General features: G+C 70.1%; 15 protein-coding genes. 14 read left to right on the top strand and 1 reads right to left on the bottom strand.

All coding sequences use genetic code 11. The annotated features are described in order from the left end of the window. The first annotated feature begins 98 nt into the window (after positions 1-98). The 8 genes from AC2S9W_RS04700 to AC2S9W_RS04665 are packed head-to-tail and all read left to right on the top strand — an operon-like array spanning position 99 to position 7,396. A complete protein-coding gene (locus AC2S9W_RS04700) occupies positions 99-809 on the top strand; it encodes a DUF4129 domain-containing protein (protein WP_486571684.1) in 711 nt (236 codons plus the stop codon). Further along, positions 806-2,035, top strand: coding sequence for a DUF4350 domain-containing protein (locus AC2S9W_RS04695; protein WP_076073459.1), 1,230 nt, complete (start codon positions 806-808; stop codon positions 2,033-2,035). The genes AC2S9W_RS04700 and AC2S9W_RS04695 overlap by 4 nt, the downstream gene beginning before the upstream one ends. Further along, positions 2,025-2,990 carry an AAA family ATPase gene (locus tag AC2S9W_RS04690; protein WP_234002540.1) on the top strand — a complete coding sequence of 322 codons (966 nt, stop codon included), beginning with the start codon at positions 2,025-2,027 and terminating at the stop codon, positions 2,988-2,990. The genes AC2S9W_RS04695 and AC2S9W_RS04690 overlap by 11 nt, the downstream gene beginning before the upstream one ends. After that, positions 2,987-4,312: a DUF58 domain-containing protein gene (locus AC2S9W_RS04685; RefSeq protein ID WP_076073457.1), complete on the top strand. Its 1,326-nt coding sequence runs from the start codon at positions 2,987-2,989 to the stop codon at positions 4,310-4,312. The genes AC2S9W_RS04690 and AC2S9W_RS04685 overlap by 4 nt, the downstream gene beginning before the upstream one ends. Beyond that, on the top strand, positions 4,312-5,358 hold the full coding sequence (locus AC2S9W_RS04680; RefSeq protein ID WP_104960223.1) for a stage II sporulation protein M: 1,047 nt from the start codon (positions 4,312-4,314) through the stop codon (positions 5,356-5,358). The genes AC2S9W_RS04685 and AC2S9W_RS04680 overlap by 1 nt, the downstream gene beginning before the upstream one ends. After that, positions 5,355-6,209, top strand: a complete 855-nt coding sequence (locus AC2S9W_RS04675) for an RDD family protein (protein ID WP_076073455.1) — start codon at positions 5,355-5,357, stop codon at positions 6,207-6,209. The genes AC2S9W_RS04680 and AC2S9W_RS04675 overlap by 4 nt, the downstream gene beginning before the upstream one ends. Then, positions 6,196-6,897 carry a nitroreductase gene (locus tag AC2S9W_RS04670; RefSeq protein ID WP_076073454.1) on the top strand — a complete coding sequence of 234 codons (702 nt, stop codon included), beginning with the start codon at positions 6,196-6,198 and terminating at the stop codon, positions 6,895-6,897. The genes AC2S9W_RS04675 and AC2S9W_RS04670 overlap by 14 nt, the downstream gene beginning before the upstream one ends. Continuing rightward, the gene (locus AC2S9W_RS04665) at positions 6,854-7,396 is read left to right on the top strand and encodes a hypothetical protein (RefSeq protein WP_486571683.1); all 543 of its coding nucleotides are present in this window, start codon (positions 6,854-6,856) and stop codon (positions 7,394-7,396) included. Before AC2S9W_RS04670 ends, AC2S9W_RS04665 begins: the two co-directional genes overlap by 44 nt. 324 nt (positions 7,397-7,720) lie before the next feature. On the opposite strand, the gene AC2S9W_RS04660 is transcribed toward AC2S9W_RS04665, so the two are convergent. Further along, positions 7,721-8,170 carry a hypothetical protein gene (locus tag AC2S9W_RS04660; RefSeq protein WP_067111024.1) on the bottom strand — a complete coding sequence of 150 codons (450 nt, stop codon included), beginning with the start codon at positions 8,168-8,170 and terminating at the stop codon, positions 7,721-7,723. A 106-nt stretch (positions 8,171-8,276) separates the two neighbouring features. Here AC2S9W_RS04660 and gyrB point away from each other — a divergent pair, with 106 nt between their 5' ends. The 6 genes from gyrB to AC2S9W_RS04630 all read left to right on the top strand — a co-directional run bounded on the left by gyrB (position 8,277) and on the right by AC2S9W_RS04630 (position 15,358). Then, on the top strand, positions 8,277-10,820 hold the full coding sequence (gene gyrB, locus AC2S9W_RS04655; RefSeq protein ID WP_076077427.1) for a DNA topoisomerase (ATP-hydrolyzing) subunit B: 2,544 nt from the start codon (positions 8,277-8,279) through the stop codon (positions 10,818-10,820). Positions 10,821-10,937: 117 nt separating this feature from the next. Beyond that, positions 10,938-11,336 carry a septal ring lytic transglycosylase RlpA family protein gene (locus tag AC2S9W_RS04650; RefSeq protein WP_324787691.1) on the top strand — a complete coding sequence of 133 codons (399 nt, stop codon included), beginning with the start codon at positions 10,938-10,940 and terminating at the stop codon, positions 11,334-11,336. A 178-nt stretch (positions 11,337-11,514) separates the two neighbouring features. Continuing rightward, complete coding sequence (locus AC2S9W_RS04645) at positions 11,515-11,988, top strand: VOC family protein (RefSeq protein ID WP_067111019.1); 474 nt, start codon at positions 11,515-11,517, stop codon at positions 11,986-11,988. Continuing rightward, the gene (locus tag AC2S9W_RS04640) at positions 11,985-12,314 is read left to right on the top strand and encodes an ArsR/SmtB family transcription factor (RefSeq protein ID WP_076073451.1); all 330 of its coding nucleotides are present in this window, start codon (positions 11,985-11,987) and stop codon (positions 12,312-12,314) included. The genes AC2S9W_RS04645 and AC2S9W_RS04640 overlap by 4 nt, the downstream gene beginning before the upstream one ends. Beyond that, entirely contained in the window at positions 12,311-12,781 is a 471-nt protein-coding gene (locus tag AC2S9W_RS04635; RefSeq protein WP_234002539.1) for an SRPBCC domain-containing protein, read from the top strand. Before AC2S9W_RS04640 ends, AC2S9W_RS04635 begins: the two co-directional genes overlap by 4 nt. Before the next feature lie 171 nt (positions 12,782-12,952). Continuing rightward, on the top strand, positions 12,953-15,358 hold the full coding sequence (locus AC2S9W_RS04630; protein ID WP_067111014.1) for a ligase-associated DNA damage response DEXH box helicase: 2,406 nt from the start codon (positions 12,953-12,955) through the stop codon (positions 15,356-15,358). The last annotated feature ends 78 nt before the right edge of the window (positions 15,359-15,436 follow it).

Genomic DNA, 15,436 nt, shown 5'->3' with positions numbered 1-15,436 from the left:
GTGCGGTCCCCGGCGGCGCAAGCATCTCTTGCCTTGTCGCGCCGCCTCGCGCTACCACCTGTCGCGATGAGCGAGCGGCGCGGGGCCTGTTTTTTCCCATGATGGCATTGGCAATCGCCCAGGCGTCGGCGGCCGCCCAATCCGCTGCCCCATCCGCTGCGGCATCCGACCGGGGATGGCTGCTCGACCCCGAACTGATCGGTCCGGGCTTCGGCCAGACGATGGCGTCCGGCAGCATCCAGACCAGCATCCCGCCCCCGCCGCCGGTTCCCGAAACGCCCACATGGCTGTTGGCGATCGGCAGGGCGCTCGCCCGCTTCTTCGAATGGAGCGCGCCCGCCGGCAAGCCTTTGCTGTGGATCGCGGTGGCGCTGCTCGCGCTGGTTCTCCTCTATCATTTCGTTCCCGCCTTCGCGCGCGTTGTCGATGCGCTGCGCCGCCGGCGCGGCGACGCGCCCGCGCCCGACCCGGTGGGGACGGCCGAGGCGGGCGCGGCGCGCGTGCTGCTGGCGGAGGCCGACGCGCTCGCCGCGGCGGGCCGCTATGCCGAGGCGGTCCACCTGCTGCTCTTCCGCAGCGTCGAGGACATCGCGGGCCGCCGCCCCGGCCTCGTCCGGCCCGCGATGACCTCGCGCGCGCTCGCGGGGGCGCGCGACCTGCCCGGCGCGGCGCGCGACGCCTTCGGGCGCATCGCCCGCGCGGTCGAGATCAGCCTGTTCGGCGGCCGGCCGATCGACGCCGCCGCGTGGGAGCAATGCCGCACCGCCTATGCCGAGCTGACCGTCCCGCGCGCCTGGGCGCGGACATGAGTGCGGCGCCGGACGCCGAAGGCGGCTTCGATCCGCGCCTGATCGCGGGGGTGGTGGCGATCGGCGTCGTCGCCTTCATCGCGCTGTGGGCGCTCGTCGCGCTCGGCCCCCAGCTTTCGAGCGGCAACGACGGCGGCGGCCACGCGCTGTCGCGCGCTGCGCCCGGCTATGCCGGGATCGTCGACCTGATCGAACGCGCGGGCGGCGATGTCGAGCTGCGCCGCCAGCCCGGTCCGCGCACGGGCTATTCCGACCAGCCGCTGCTGATCCTGACCCCGACGCATCGCACCCGACCGGACGAACTGCGCGCACTCGCCGACCGGCAGGGCGGCCGGCTGCTCGTCATCCTGCCCAAGTGGCAGGCGATGCGCACGCCCGGGCAGGGCGGCAAGCCCGGCTGGGTCGCGCAGGCCTATCGCAGCGCGCCCTCTACGCGCCTGGTCGAGGCGCTCGTCGGCCCGGTGCGCTTCGATGCCTCGAAGGCGGGGCCGCGGGCGGTAGCCGCCGACGTCGCGGGGCGCCGCTTCACCGCGCATCTTCCCGACCGCGCGCAGACGATCGCAGGCGATGCCCTCGAAACGCTGGTCGCGGCCCCCGACGGCGGTGCGGTAATGGCGCGCGCGACCGACCGCGACCTCTATATTCTTGCCGACCCCGACCTCGTCGACAATCTCGCCTTCGCCTCGCGCCAGAAGGCCGAGGGCGCGGCGCTGCTGATCGACGCGGTCGCCGAGGATGCCGATGCCGACGGCTTCGCCTTCGACCTGACGCTGAACGGCTTCGGCGGCCAGCGGTCGCTGCTCCGCTTCGCCTTCGTGCCGCCCTTCATCGGCATCACCCTGTGCCTGATCGCGGCGGGGCTGCTCGCGCTGTGGCAGGCCTGGATGCGCTTCGGCCCGACGCTGCGCCCGCAGCGCGCGATCCCGGTGTCGAAGGCGGCGCTGATCGCGAACAGCGCCGACCTGATCCGCCAGGCGCGGCGCGAGCTCGACGGCGCCGACGCCTATGTCCAGGGCCAGCGCCGCGCCATCGCGCGGCGGCTGCACGCGCCCCCCGGCCTCGACGCCGCGGCGACCGACGCCTGGATCGACCGCCGGATGCGCGCCGACGGCCCGCGTTTCTCGGTCCTCGCACGGCGCCTGCCGCTGGCGCGGGGCCGCCACGATTTCCTTGCAGACGCACAGGCGCTGCATGCCATCAGGAAGGATCTTCTCCGTGACAGCTAGCTCCATCGACAGCGTCCACGCCCTCGGGGCCGCGATCGAGGCAGAGGTCGCCAAGGCGGTGATCGGCCAGGCCGATCTGACGCGCATGGTGACGATCGCGCTGCTCGCCGGCGGCCACGTGCTGCTCGAAGGCCCGCCGGGCACCGCCAAGACGCTGCTCGCGCAGGCCTTCGCGCGCGCGGTCGGGCTCGATTTCGGGCGCATCCAGTTCACCCCCGACCTGATGCCGGGCGACATATTGGGGTCGAACCTGTTCAACTTCCAGACGTCGAGCTTCACGCTGACCAAGGGACCGATCTTCACCGAGCTGCTGCTCGCCGACGAGATCAACCGGACCCCGCCCAAGACGCAGGCGGCGCTGCTGGAGGCGATGCAGGAACGGCGCGTGACGCTGGGCGGCGAGCCGCACGCACTCAGCCCGCGCTTCACCGTCCTCGCGACGCAGAACCCGATCGAGCAGCAGGGCGTCTATCCGCTGCCCGAGGCGCAGCTCGACCGCTTCCTGTTCAAGCTGGTCGTCGACTATCCCGACGCCGACGCCGAACGGCGCATCGTCACCGAGCATGGCGGCCGCTTCCGCACCCCGGCGGTCGCCGATTTCGGGGTCGAGCGGATCGCCGACGCCGACGCCATCGCCGCCGCGATCGACGCCACCGCGACGGTCCGCCTCGCCGACGAGATCGTCGACTATATCGTCCGCCTGATCCGCGCGACGCGCGCCAGCCCCGACCTCGAATGCGGGGCGAGCCCGCGCGCCGCGACCCTGCTCGCGCGCGGGGCGTGCGCCGCGGCGGCGCTCGACGGGCGCGACTATGTGATCCCCGACGACGTCCAGCGCCTCGCGGCGGGGGTGCTGCGTCACCGTGTCATCCTGTCGGCGGCGGCCGAGATCGAGGGCCGCGACGTCGAACAGGTCGTCGCCGCGCTGCTTGAACGCGAAGAGGTGCCGCGATGATCTACCCGACCCGCCGGGCCATCTATCTGCTACTGCTCGGCGCCCCCGCGGCGCTGCTGCTCGGGCTGGCGCGGCCCGAACTGTGGCTCGTCGCGCCGGGATGGATCGCGGTCATCCTTGCCTGCCTCGCGCTCGACGCGCTCGCCGGGCCGCATCCGCGCCGGTTGGCGCTCGACGCGCGGATTCCGCACCAGGCGGGAGTGGGGGACCCGTTCGAGCTGGCCTTCACCGCGGCGGGCGGCGCGGTGCCGCCGCGCGCCGACATGGCGCTCGCGCTCGACGAGCGGCTGGCGCCCGGCGGCCGCATCGCCGCGACGATGCGCGCGGGCGGCGCGGGCGCGATGGGCGGGGCGCTGTCGGCGACGCTGACCCTCGCGGCGGCGCGGCGCGGGCCGGCGCCGGTCGAGACGCTGTGGCTGCGCTGGGCGGGGCCGCTCGGGCTCGCGTGGAAACAGCGTCGCTTCCCGATCGGGCACGTCGTCGCGGTCGTCCCCAGCCTGCGCGCGGTGCGCGAGGAGGGGGCGCGGCTGTTCCGGCGCGGCGACTGGTTCGGGCTGCGCCGCCAGCAGCTGCGCGGCGAGGGCAGCGAGTATGAGGCGCTCGCCGAATATCATCCGGGGATGGACCGCCGTGCGATCGACTGGACCGCCTCGGCGCGCCACGGCCGCCTGCTCGCGAAGGAATATCGCGTCGAGCGCGACAACCGGCTCGTCCTGGCGATCGACGCCGGGCGGACAATGGCCGAGCCGGCGGGCGGCATGCCGCGCGTCGACCGCGCGGTGTCGGCGGCGATGCTGCTCGCCTATGCGGGGCTCAAGCTCGGCGACCGGATCAGCCTCTTCTCCTTCGCCGCGCAGCCACAGGCGCTGACCCCCGCCTATATGCACACGCGCGATTTTCCGGCGCTGCAGCGCGCGGCGAGCCGCATCGACTATGCGCCGGTCGAAAGCAATTTCACCCTCGCGCTGGCGACGCTGTCGGCCGGGCTCGACCGCCGCTCGCTGATCGTCCTGTTCACCGAATTCACCGACGCGACGAGCGCTGACCTGATGATCCGCGCCGCCGGGCGGCTGGTGCGCAAACACCGGCTGCTGTGCGTCGTGCTGCGCGACGAGGAGCTGGAGAGCGAGGAACGCCGCCGCCCCGAACAGGCGTCGGACGTCACCCGGTCGAACGTCGCCGCCGCGATGCTGCGCGACCGCCAGCGCGTCATCGCGCGGCTCCAGCGGCTGGGCGTCGAGGTGATCGAGGTGCCCGCCGACGCGATGGGTGCCAGCGTCGTCGAGGCCTATCTGGCGATCAAGCGCCAGGGCAGCCTGTGATGCCGCCCGCGATCCCGGCCCCCGAAGCGCTCGCCCGGCTCGACACGCCGAATTTCTCGACCAGCCGCTTCCGCGCCGAGCGCGAGGCCGACTGGATCGCCTTCGAAACCCTGCTCGGCCGGCTCGAACGCAAGGGCGCGAAGGCGCTGACCAGCGACGAGCTGCTGCAACTGCCCTCGCTGTACCGCGCGACGCTGTCATCGCTGTCGATCGCGCGCGCGACCAGCCTCGACCGCGCGCTGCTCGACTATCTCGAATCGCTGTCGATGCGCGGCTATTTCCTGATCTATGGCGTGCGCGAGACGCGCTGGAGCCGGGTGCGGCGCTTCTTCCGCACCGACTGGCCCGCCGCGGTCCGCGCGCTGTGGAAGGAGACGCTGATCGTCGCGCTCGTCATCCTGCTCGGCGCGCTGACCAGCTGGACGCTCGTCGCGCACAATCCCGAATGGTATTTCAATTTCGTACCCGAAGAGATGGCGGGCGGGCGCGACCCGCGCGCCACGGCCGAATTCCTGCAGGCGACGATCGGCCACGGCAAGGCGGCGGACGAACAGAACAGCGGGCTGCACATCTTCGCGACCTATCTGTTCACGCACAACAGCCGCGTGTCGATCCTGTCCTTCGCGCTCGGCTTTGCCTTCGGCGTGCCGACGATGATGCTCGAATATTATCAGGGGATCGGGCTCGGCGCGATGCTCGCGCTGTTCACGGGCAAGGGGCTGGGGGTCGATTTCGGCGGCTGGCTGTTCATCCACGGCACGACCGAGCTGTTCGCCGCCGCGCTCTCCGGCGCCGCCGGGCTGCGCATCGGCACCGCGATCCTCTTCCCCGGCGCGCGCGGCCGGCTGCAGGCGGCGTCGGAGGCGGGGCGCACCGCGGGCAAGGTGATGGTCGGCGTCATCCTCATGCTGCTCGCCGCCGGCCTGCTCGAAGGCTTCGGGCGGCAGCTCGTCACCGATACGCTGCTGCGCTACGGCATCGGGACGGCGATGCTGCTCTTCTGGCTCGCCTATTACTACCTCCCGCGGCGAAAGGACGCCGCATGACCGCCGCCGCGCGCCCGCGGCGCGACAAGGTCCGCGCCTTCGTCACGCCCGAAGGCGTCGACCTCGAACTGCGGATCGCCAGCGCGTCGCTGCGCTTCGGGGCGTTGCTGATCGACCTCATGCTGCTGCTCGCGGCGCTGGTCGTCTTCACGCTGCTCATGGTCTGGGCAGGCTTCGCGTCGCGCTCCGACCTGCTGATCAGCATCTGGCTGCTCGGCGCCTTCGTGCTGCGGACCTTCTGGTTCGTCGGCTTCGAACTGGGCCAGCGCGCTGCGACCCCCGGCAAGCGCGCGATGGGTATCCGCGTCGTCGCGCGCGACGGCGGGCGGCTGACCGCCGATGCGGTGATCGCCCGCAACCTGATGCGCGAGCTGGAGATTTTCCTGCCGCTGATGATGATCGGCTTCGGCGCGGCGGAGGATATGGTGTCGGGCTGGACCGCGCTGGCGGGGGTGCTGTGGTCGGCGACGCTCAGCCTTTTCCTGCTGTTCAACCGCGACCGGATGCGGATGGGCGACCTGATCGCGGGCACCTGGGTGGTGATGGCGCAGCGCGCGAAGCTCGACCGCGACATGGCGGCGGGGACGGAGGCGGGCGACGCCCTGCGCTTCACCGATGCTGAGCTCTCGGTCTATGGCATCTTCGAACTGCAGGAACTCGAACGCGTGCTGCGCGGGCGCGACGCGCGGGTGATGCGCGAGGTCGCCGACACGATCCGGCACAAGATCGGCCGGCCGATCGCCGAAGAGGATGACGTCTTCCTGCTTTCCTATTATCGCCAGCTCAAGACCCGGCTCGAACGCAAATTGCTGTTCGGCAAGCGACGCGAGGATAAATATGCCAGCGACTGACACCCTCTCCCTTTCGGCCAGCGAGGCGCTCGCCCGCCGCCGTTCGGTGCGCGCCTTCACCGACCGGCCCGTCGACCGCGCGCTGCTCGCGCGGATCTTCGAGATCGCACAGCGCGCGCCATCGGGCGGCAACCTCCAGCCGTGGCAGGCGACCGTCGTCACCGGCGAGCGCTGGCAGGCGGTGCAGGACGCGGTCGCGGCGCGTATCGTGATGGGGCGCGAGGGGTTCCAGCCCGAATATGACATCTATCCCCGGGGGCTCACCGATCCGTGGGACAGCCGCCGCTTCGGCGTCGGCGAGGCGCTTTACGCCTCGCTCGGCATCGCGCGCGATGACAAGGCGGGGCGGATCGCCCAGTTCCAGCAGAATTACCGCGGCTTCGGCGCGCCGGTGATGCTCTTCCTCCATTGCTCGCGGATCATGGGGCCGCCGCAATGGGCCGACATGGGGATGTGGCTGCAATCGGTGATGCTGCTGCTCGTCGAGCACGGCCTTGCGAGCTGCCCGCAGGAATGCTGGGCGATGTATGGTGCGACCGTGCGGGCCGAACTGGGGCTTGGCGACGACCAGATTCTCTTCTCGGGCCTCGCGATCGGCCACGCCGACGAGGAGGCGCCGGTGAACCGCTGGCCGGTGCCGCGCGTTGGGCTGGACGAAGTCATCGACTGGCAGGGATTCGACGCATGAACCGCCCATCCATCCGCTTTCGTTCCGCCGCCGCCGCGGCGCTGCTGCTCGCGGCCGCCGGCTGCACCGCGATCCCGGCGCCAGAGGCGCCGCCGCCCGCGCCACCGCCGCCCGCCGCGGTGCCGCCGTCCCCGCGCCGCCGCCGCCCGCCGCGGCGTGGGACGCACGCGCGCTCGACAGCGGCGCGTGGCGCTACGACGCCGGCAGCCGCACCGCCCGCTTCGTGCCCACGGGCGGCGCCAGCCCGCTGCTGACAATGGCGTGCAGCGGCGGCGCCATCCGCCTCACCGCCGGGCTCGACGGCCCGGTCGCGCTGCGCACCAGCGCGGGCACCGACCAGATCCGCTTCGATGGCGGCAGCGCGACGGTGCCGAACCGCGACATCCGCCTCGACCGCATCGCCTTCAGCCGCGGCCGCTTCGCGCTCGAAGGCGCCGGTCGCGCGCTGACCCTGCCGGTGCAGTCCGAGATCGGCCGCGTGATCGAGGATTGCCGATGAAGCGCGCTCGGAAATGATGCGCCATCCCCGCTTCCGTTCGTGCTGAAACGGTGCAGATTAACGGCTCACCGCTTTAGTATGGTGGAATCGAAGTTCTTGTCATCATCGTCACCCTGAACTTGTTTCAGGGTCCATGATCTGACCTCGACGGAAAGGCAGCGCAAAAGGGAAGGTTCGGCCATGGATGCTGAAACAAGTTCAGCATGACGAAGAATGTGGGAACTCGCCAAAACTCGAATCCCCGCAGGCCGTCGAGCAGCGCACCGTCTCCCTAAAGCCACAAAGGATAAAAATCGGACCCCCCGATACGAGTCCTTTGTCGCTTTAAGCCCCCAGCCGCACCGTGCCGCCGCGAATCCAGCCCCAACGGCACGGGCCCTGATATTCGCGCGCCGCGGGCACCGGCTTGCCGACGCCGCACATGTCCTTGTCGGTGCCCGGCGCGATGAAGACGACGCCGAACCAGGCGTCGTCGTCGGTCGCCTCGCACAGCGACACCGGCGCGCCGCCCGCCAGCTTCGCCTTGACCGCGCGCGTCTCACCCGGCGCCCAATAGACGTCGGTGCCGCCGTCCTTGACGCGGCTGACGCTCGAACAGGCGGGCAGGCTCGGCCCTTCGGTGCCGACCATCACCGGCCGGCTGGCGATCGGGTCGCCGGCCACCGCCGGGGCATTGTCGGCGGGCGGCGGCGCCGGCTTGGAACAGCCGGCGAGCGGCAACGCGATCAGCGCCAGCGCGTACAGCATCGAACGGGGAGCATATGTCTGTCTCATGCCGCGAAATTAGCCGTCCTGCGGCGTCGGCGCAACGCCCCCCGGCGCCGCGGCAAGAGGCGCATTTTCGCTTGGGTTTTGCCCCCCCGGACCCTATATGATCGACATGACGGACACTGCAGAGACGAACGCGCCGGACCACGGCGGCAAGCATCCCAACACCAATGCCTATGGCGCCGATTCGATCAAGGTCCTCAAGGGCCTCGACGCGGTGCGCAAGCGGCCGGGCATGTATATCGGCGACACCGACGACGGGTCGGGCCTGCACCACATGGTGTTCGAGGTCAGCGACAATGCGATCGACGAGGCGCTCGCCGGGCATTGCGACCTCGTTCTCATCACGCTCAACAGCGACGGGTCGGTCAGCGTCGAGGACAATGGCCGCGGCATCCCGACCGGCATCCATCCGGAAGAAGGCGTGTCGGCGGCCGAAGTCATCATGACCCAGCTCCACGCCGGCGGGAAGTTCGAGAATACCAGCGATGACAACGCCTACAAGGTGTCGGGCGGCCTGCACGGCGTCGGCGTCAGCGTCGTCAACGCGCTGTCCGAATGGCTCGAACTCACCATCTGGCGGGGCGGCGAGGAGCATTGGATGCGCTTCGAGCATGGCGACGCGGTCGCGCCGCTGGTCGTCCGCGGCCCCGCGCCGGCGGGCAAGAAGGGAACGCGCGTCACCTTCCAGGCCTCGACCGAGACGTTCAAGAACGTCACCGAGTTCGATTTCGAGAAGCTCGAACATCGCTACCGCGAGCTCGCTTTCCTCAACTCGGGGGTCCGCATCAAGCTGGTCGATGCGCGCAGCACCGAGCATGTCGTCCACGACCTCTTCTACGAAGGCGGCATCGCGGCGTTCGTCAAATGGCTCGACCGCAACAAGACCGCGCTGCTTCCCGATCCGATCGCGATCACCTCCGAACGCGACGGCATCGGCATCGAGGTCGCGCTCGAATGGAACGACAGCTATTATGAAAATGTCCTCTGCTTCACCAACAACATCCCGCAGCGCGACGGCGGCACCCATCTCGCCGCCTTCCGCGCCGCGCTGACGCGCACGCTCAACAATTATGGCGAGAAGTCGGGACTGCTCAAGAAGGAGAAGGTCAGCCTGACCGGCGACGACATGCGCGAGGGACTGACCGCGATCGTCTCGGTCAAGCTGCCCGACCCCAAATTCTCGTCGCAGACCAAGGACAAGCTGGTCAGCAGCGAGGTGCGCCAGCCGCTCGAAAGCCTGATGGCCGACCGCATGACCGAATGGCTCGAGGAAAATCCGGGCCATGCCAAGGCGGTGATCCAGAAGGTCGTCGACGCCGCCGCCGCGCGCGAAGCGGCAAAGAAGGCGCGCGAGTTGACGCGGCGCAAGGGCGCGATGGACATCGCCAGCCTGCCCGGCAAGCTCGCCGACTGCCAGGAGCGCGATCCGGCGAAATGCGAGCTGTTCCTTGTCGAGGGCGACTCGGCGGGCGGGTCGGCCAAGCAGGGCCGCGACCGCCACGTCCAGGCGATCCTGCCGCTGAAGGGCAAGATTCTGAACGTCGAGCGCGCGCGCTTCGACCGCATCATCTCGTCGAAGGAGGTCGGGACGCTGATCCAGGCGCTCGGCACCGGCATCCGCGACGAATTCAACGTCGAGAAGCTGCGCTATCACAAGATCGTGATCATGACCGACGCCGACGTCGATGGCGCGCATATCCGCACGCTGCTGCTCACCTTCTTCTATCGCCAGATGCCGGAGATCATCGAGAACGGCCATCTCTACATCGCCCAGCCGCCGCTCTACAAGGTAGCGAAGGGGCGCAGCGAGGTCTATCTGAAGGACGACACCGCGCTCGAAAATTATCTGATCGACGCCGGCATCGACGCGCTGCTGCTCGAAACCGCGGGCGGCGCGCGCTCGGGCAAAGACCTGCGCGAGCTGATCGAGCACGGGCGGCGACTGCGCGCGCTGATGCGCTACGTGCCGCGCACCCTCGACGCCGGGCTGATCGAGGCGCTCGCCTTCGCGGGCGCGCTCGATCCAGAGCTCGACGCCGCGGGCCGCCACAGCGCCGCCGAAACCGCCAGCCGCTGGCTGAACGCCGCCGAGCGCGCGCTGACCGGCGGCAACGAAGCGGTGTGGACGATCGCCGCGGTCGAGGGTGGCGGCTATACGCTCGAACGCCGCTGGCGCGGAGTCAGCGATCATCATGCGATCGACCCCGCCTTCCTCGCGAGCCAGGAGGCGCGCCGCCTTCACAAGCTCGCCGCCGAGCAGGTCGAAACCTATGCGCGCCCCGCCCGGCTGGTGAAGGCGGGCAGCGCCGCGGCCGAGGTCGAGGCGGGTCCCGACGACGAGGAGGCGGAGGCCGCCCGGACGCCCGCCGCGCGCGCGACGCCGGTCACGCGCCCGTCCGAACTGCTCGACGCGATCTTCGCGCACAGCCGCCGCGGGCTGGCGATCAGCCGCTACAAGGGGCTGGGCGAGATGAATGCCGAGCAATTGTGGGAAACCACGCTCGATCCCGCCAACCGCTCGCTGCTGCGCGTCGAGGCCGAACAGGCCGACATCGCGCACGACATCTTCGAGCGGCTGATGGGAGACGAGGTCGAACCGCGGCGCGATTTCATCCAGACCAACGCGCTGTCGGTCGCCAATCTCGACGTCTGACCGGTCCACCGCTGGCCGCGAATTCGAACCGATACGACGCCGGCCGCTTGCACCCCGCGGACGCCGCTGCTTGATGCCGCCCACGTCAAAGGGGAAGGTCTGCATATGCGGCGTTCGATGGGATTGGCCCTGGCCCTGCTGTTGGCCCCGTCCTTGTGGTCGGCCGCGCCGGCGATCGCGCAGGATCAGGGTCCGGGCGAAGCCGACGCCGGCGACGGCACCGAGATGGGCAGCGGCGTCGCCAGCTATTACAGCGACGAACTCGCCGGAAACCGCACCGCGAGCGGCGAGCCCTTCGATCCCGACGAACTGACCGCCGCGCACCGCACCCTGCCCTTCGGCAGCAAGGTGCGCGTGACCAACATCGCCAACGGCCAGAGCGTCGTCGTCCGCATCAATGATCGCGGTCCCTTCGGCCGCGGCCGCGTGATCGACGTCAGCCACGCCGCTGCTAAGGAGATCGGCATGCACCGCTCCGGCACCGCACGCGTCAACATGACCTTGCTCGACGACTGAGCGGTCGACCGGTCAGACCGAAAGGCCGATAATCTCCTCTTCTTACAGAGAGGGGTCGGTTTCAAAAAAGACAGGTGCCGCCGACAGGGCTCGAACATCGCTTTCCATCTATATATTTTCAATTTCCTGCAAATATTGTAGATATGGAAAATCATATGATTCGCAGGAGAGACGGAAAATGACCGAACAGCACCGTCCCAAGGGACTTTCGAGCGCGGTCAGCTATCGGGACAGCAAGGCCGCCTTCCGCTGGCTCGAGGCGGCGTTCGGTTTCGAGCCGCTGTTCGTGCTGCTCGACGCCGACGGCAATCTCGCGCACAGCGAGATGGGCTATGGCGATTCGGTGGTGATGGTCGGCAGCGAATGGTCGGACCATCACCGCAGTCCGAAATCGATCGGCGGCAAGAATACGCAGTCGGTGCATGTCCAGCTCGGCGCCGGCGAGGACATCGACGCGCATTGCGGCCGCGCGCGCGCCGCGGGCGCCGACATCATCGCCGCGCCCGAGACGCAATTCTACGGCGACCGTACCTATCGCGCCAAAGACCCGGAGGGGCATATCTGGACCTTCGGCGTCACTGTCGAAGCCAAAACCGCGGCGGAATGGGACGCCGAGGGCGGTTTCACCACCAAGACGCGGCTCGACGATTGAGCGCCGCGCTCGACCGCACCCTCGCCGCGCTCGCCGATCCGCAGCGCCGCCGCGCGGTCGAGCTGCTGCGCGAGCGACCGCGCAGCGCCGGCGATCTCGCTGGCGCGCTCGGCCTCGCCCCGCCCGCGATGAGCCGCCATCTGCGCGCGCTCAAGGCCGGCGGGCTGGTCGAGGATGCGCATCCCGATTTCGACGCGCGCGTGCGCATCTATCGCCTGAAGGATGGCGCGACCGACGAACTCAAGGCCTGGCTCGCCGAGACCGAGGCGCGCTGGGCGCACCAGCTCGCGGCGTTCAAGACGCATGTCGAAGGGCGGGGCACGTGAGCGGTGCGGCGGTGATCGTCGCGCTGCGCGTCGCCACGTCGCCGATGGCGGCCTTCACCGCCTTCACCCGCGACATCGGCCGCTGGTGGACGAGCCACCCGCTCTTCCCGCTGACACCGGAAGGCGACGGCGAACTGCGCTTCGATCCTCCCGGCCCCGGCGGCCGCCTCGTCACTCGCTTCGCCGACGGCACCGAGTGGGAGATCGGGGCGGTACGGCACTGGTCGCCCGGCGAACGCCTCGCCTTCGGCTGGCGGCTGCCCAGCTTCGCGCCCGACCAGACCACCGAGGTCGAGGTGCGCTTCGAGGCGGTCGGCGCCGACACGCGGGTAACGGTCGAGCATCGCGGATGGGACGGCATTCCGCAGCATCACGCCGCGCGGCACGGGTTCGAGCTGATGCTGTTCCAGCACCGGCTGGGCGAACATTGGCGAAGATTGCTCAAGGGGTTGAGCGAACTTCTCTGAACCGGTGTCGGCTTTGGGGTGGGAAGCGGTCGTTTGAGACATGCCCTGGTTTCCCCTCCCGCAGGCGGGAGGGGAGAAGAAACGTCCGCTTCCAGTCGAAAGCGAACATCCGTAGCGCTGCCGTCGGTCCGGGGGCTTGCCCCCCGCCGTCCGCGGCGCCACATCCGCTGCATGGCCCTGCCACCCCTCTTCGCCGACTGGTTTGCCGCGCGCGGATGGCGGCTGCGCGGACATCAGGCCGCCATGCTCGCGGCGGCGGAGCGCGGCGAGCATGCGCTGCTCGTCGCGGCGACCGGCGCGGGCAAAACGCTCGCGGGCTTCCTGCCCAGCCTGACCGACCTTGCGGGTCGTCCCAGCGACCGGCTGCACACGCTGTACGTCTCGCCGCTCAAGGCGCTCGCCGCCGATGTCGAGCGCAACCTGCTCGGCCCGATCGCCGCCATGGGCCTCGACATCAGCGTCGAGAGCCGCAGCGGCGACACCAGTTCGGACAGGAAGGCGCGGCAGCGCGCAAAGCCGCCGAACATATTGCTGACGACGCCCGAATCGCTGTCGCTATTGCTCTCCTGGCCCGACAGCTTCGCGATGTTCGCCGATCTGAAGACGGTGGTGATCGACGAGATACATGCCTTTGCGCCCGGCAAGCGCGGCGACCTCCTGTCGCTCGCGATGGCGCGGCTTCAGCGGATCGCGCCCGGTCTGCGCCGCGTCGGCCTGTCGGCCACCATCGCCGACCCCGACGCCTATCGCGCCTGGCTGGCGCCCGACGCCGATGCCGGGGGGGTAACGCTGGTCGAGGGCGAGCCCGGGGCCGATCCCGACATCCGCATCCTGCTGCCCGAAGGCGCGGTGCCGTGGGCCGGCCATTCGGGGCGCTATGCGGTGCATCAGGTGATGGCGGAGATCGCGAAGAACCGCACGACGATCATCTTCTGCAACACGCGCGGGCTCGCCGAGCTGATCTTTCAGGAGCTGTGGAAGGTCAACGACCTGTCGCTGCCGATCGCGATCCACCACGGCAGCCTCGACCGCGAGGCGCGGCAGCGCGCCGAGACGGCGATGGCCGAGGGGCGGCTGCGCGCGCTCGTCGCGACCGCCAGCCTCGACCTCGGGCTCGACTGGGGCGACGTCGACTGCGTGATCCAGATGGGCGCGCCCAAGGGCTCGTCGCGGCTGCTCCAGCGCATCGGCCGCGCCAACCACCGGCTGGATGAGCCGAGCCGCGCGCTGATCGTGCCCGGCAACCGCTTCGAATATCTGGAGGCACGCGCCGCGCTCGATGCGGTCGCGGCGGGCGAGCGCGATGCCGACCGCTTCCGTCCCGGCGCGCTTGACGTGCTCGCGCAGCATGTGATGGCGCTCGCCTGCGCGGCGCCGTTCGACGAGGCCGAACTGCTTGCCGAGATTCGCACCGCGACGCCCTATCGCTGGGTCGATGCCGGGCTTTTCGCGCGCCTGCTCGGCTTCGTGCGCGACGGCGGCTATGCGCTCAAGAGCTATGACCGGTTCCGCCGCCTCGCACCCGACGGACCGGGGCGCTGGCGGGTCGCGCACCCCCGGCTCGCGGCGCAGCATCGGCTCAACGCCGGGATCATCGTCGAGGCGCCGATGGCGGCGGTGCGGTTCCGGAACGGGCGGCGGCTGGGGCAGGTCGAGGAATATTTCGCCAGCACGCTGACACCGGGCGACACCTTCGCCTTCGCCGGGCTCAGCCTCGAGGTCGAGGCGATCCGCGACACCGACCTGATCGTCCGCGCGACGACGCGTCCCGCGCGCATCCCCAGCTATATGGGCGCGCGGCTCGCCATCTCGACCCGCCTCGCCGACCGGGTGCGGGCTTTCCTCGCCGATCCGGCAAGCTGGCGACGCTTTCCCGAGGATGTCCGCTTCTGGTTGGAGATGCAGGCGCTGCGGTCGGTGCTGCCGCGTCCCGGCGAACTGCTCGTCGAGAGTTTTCCGCACGAAGGCGCGCATTATCTCGTCTGCTATCCGTTCGAGGGGTGGAACGCGCACCAGTCGCTGGGGATGCTGCTGTCGAAGCGGATGGAGCGCGCGGGGCTGCAGCCGCTCGGCTTCGTCGCCTCCGACTATGCGATCGCGCTCTGGTCGCTACGGCCGGTCACCGATCCCGAGGCATTGTTCGACGCGACGATCCTCGAAGGCGAATTCGTCGAGTGGGTCGAGACATCGCACCTGCTGAAACGCGCCTTCCGCGAGGTCGCGGTGATCGGCGGCCTCATCGAGCGCCAGCATCCGGGCAAGCGCAAGACGGGCAAGCAGGTGACCTTTTCGACCGACCTGATCTTCGACGTGCTCCGCAAGTACGAGCCCGACCATCTGCTGCTCGAGGCCGCCTGGGCCGATGCGCGCGAGCGGCTGACCGACGTCGCGCGGCTCGGCGACCTGCTCGACCGCGCGGCCGGAACGATGGTGCACCAGCGGCTCGACCGCATCAGCCCGCTCGCAATCCCCGTCCTCGTCCTGATTGGCCGCGAGAATGTCGCCGCCGCCGATCTCGACGATGCGCTGCTCGGCGAACTCGCCGACACGCTCGCCGAAGCGGCGATGGGGCCCTAGGGCCACCAGAAGGGCGACTCCTCGTCCCGCTTGCCGCGGCGCCGCCGCAGGCGTAGACTGGCATCAAAAGAAGGATGC

It is taken from the genome of Sphingopyxis sp. 550B, assembly GCF_057401805.1.
This window is presented reverse-complemented; position numbering and strand designations above follow the sequence as displayed.

Bases quoted from the DNA above. Each gene is read 5' to 3' on its own strand.
- AC2S9W_RS04670 (WP_076073454.1), top strand. From the start codon at position 6,196: ATGCCAGCGACTGACACCCTCTCCCTTTCGGCCAGCGAGGCGCTCGCC.
- AC2S9W_RS04630 (WP_067111014.1), top strand. From the start codon at position 12,953: ATGGCCCTGCCACCCCTCTTCGCCGACTGGTTTGCCGCGCGCGGATGG.
- AC2S9W_RS04685 (WP_076073457.1), top strand. From the start codon at position 2,987: ATGATCTACCCGACCCGCCGGGCCATCTATCTGCTACTGCTCGGCGCC.
- AC2S9W_RS04675 (WP_076073455.1), top strand. From the start codon at position 5,355: ATGACCGCCGCCGCGCGCCCGCGGCGCGACAAGGTCCGCGCCTTCGTC.
- AC2S9W_RS04650 (WP_324787691.1), top strand. From the start codon at position 10,938: ATGGGATTGGCCCTGGCCCTGCTGTTGGCCCCGTCCTTGTGGTCGGCC.
- gyrB (WP_076077427.1), top strand. From the start codon at position 8,277: ATGACGGACACTGCAGAGACGAACGCGCCGGACCACGGCGGCAAGCAT.
- AC2S9W_RS04695 (WP_076073459.1), top strand. From the start codon at position 806: ATGAGTGCGGCGCCGGACGCCGAAGGCGGCTTCGATCCGCGCCTGATC.
- AC2S9W_RS04700 (WP_486571684.1), top strand. From the start codon at position 99: ATGATGGCATTGGCAATCGCCCAGGCGTCGGCGGCCGCCCAATCCGCT.
- AC2S9W_RS04680 (WP_104960223.1), top strand. From the start codon at position 4,312: ATGCCGCCCGCGATCCCGGCCCCCGAAGCGCTCGCCCGGCTCGACACG.
- AC2S9W_RS04645 (WP_067111019.1), top strand. From the start codon at position 11,515: ATGACCGAACAGCACCGTCCCAAGGGACTTTCGAGCGCGGTCAGCTAT.
- AC2S9W_RS04660 (WP_067111024.1), bottom strand. From the start codon at position 8,170: ATGAGACAGACATATGCTCCCCGTTCGATGCTGTACGCGCTGGCGCTG.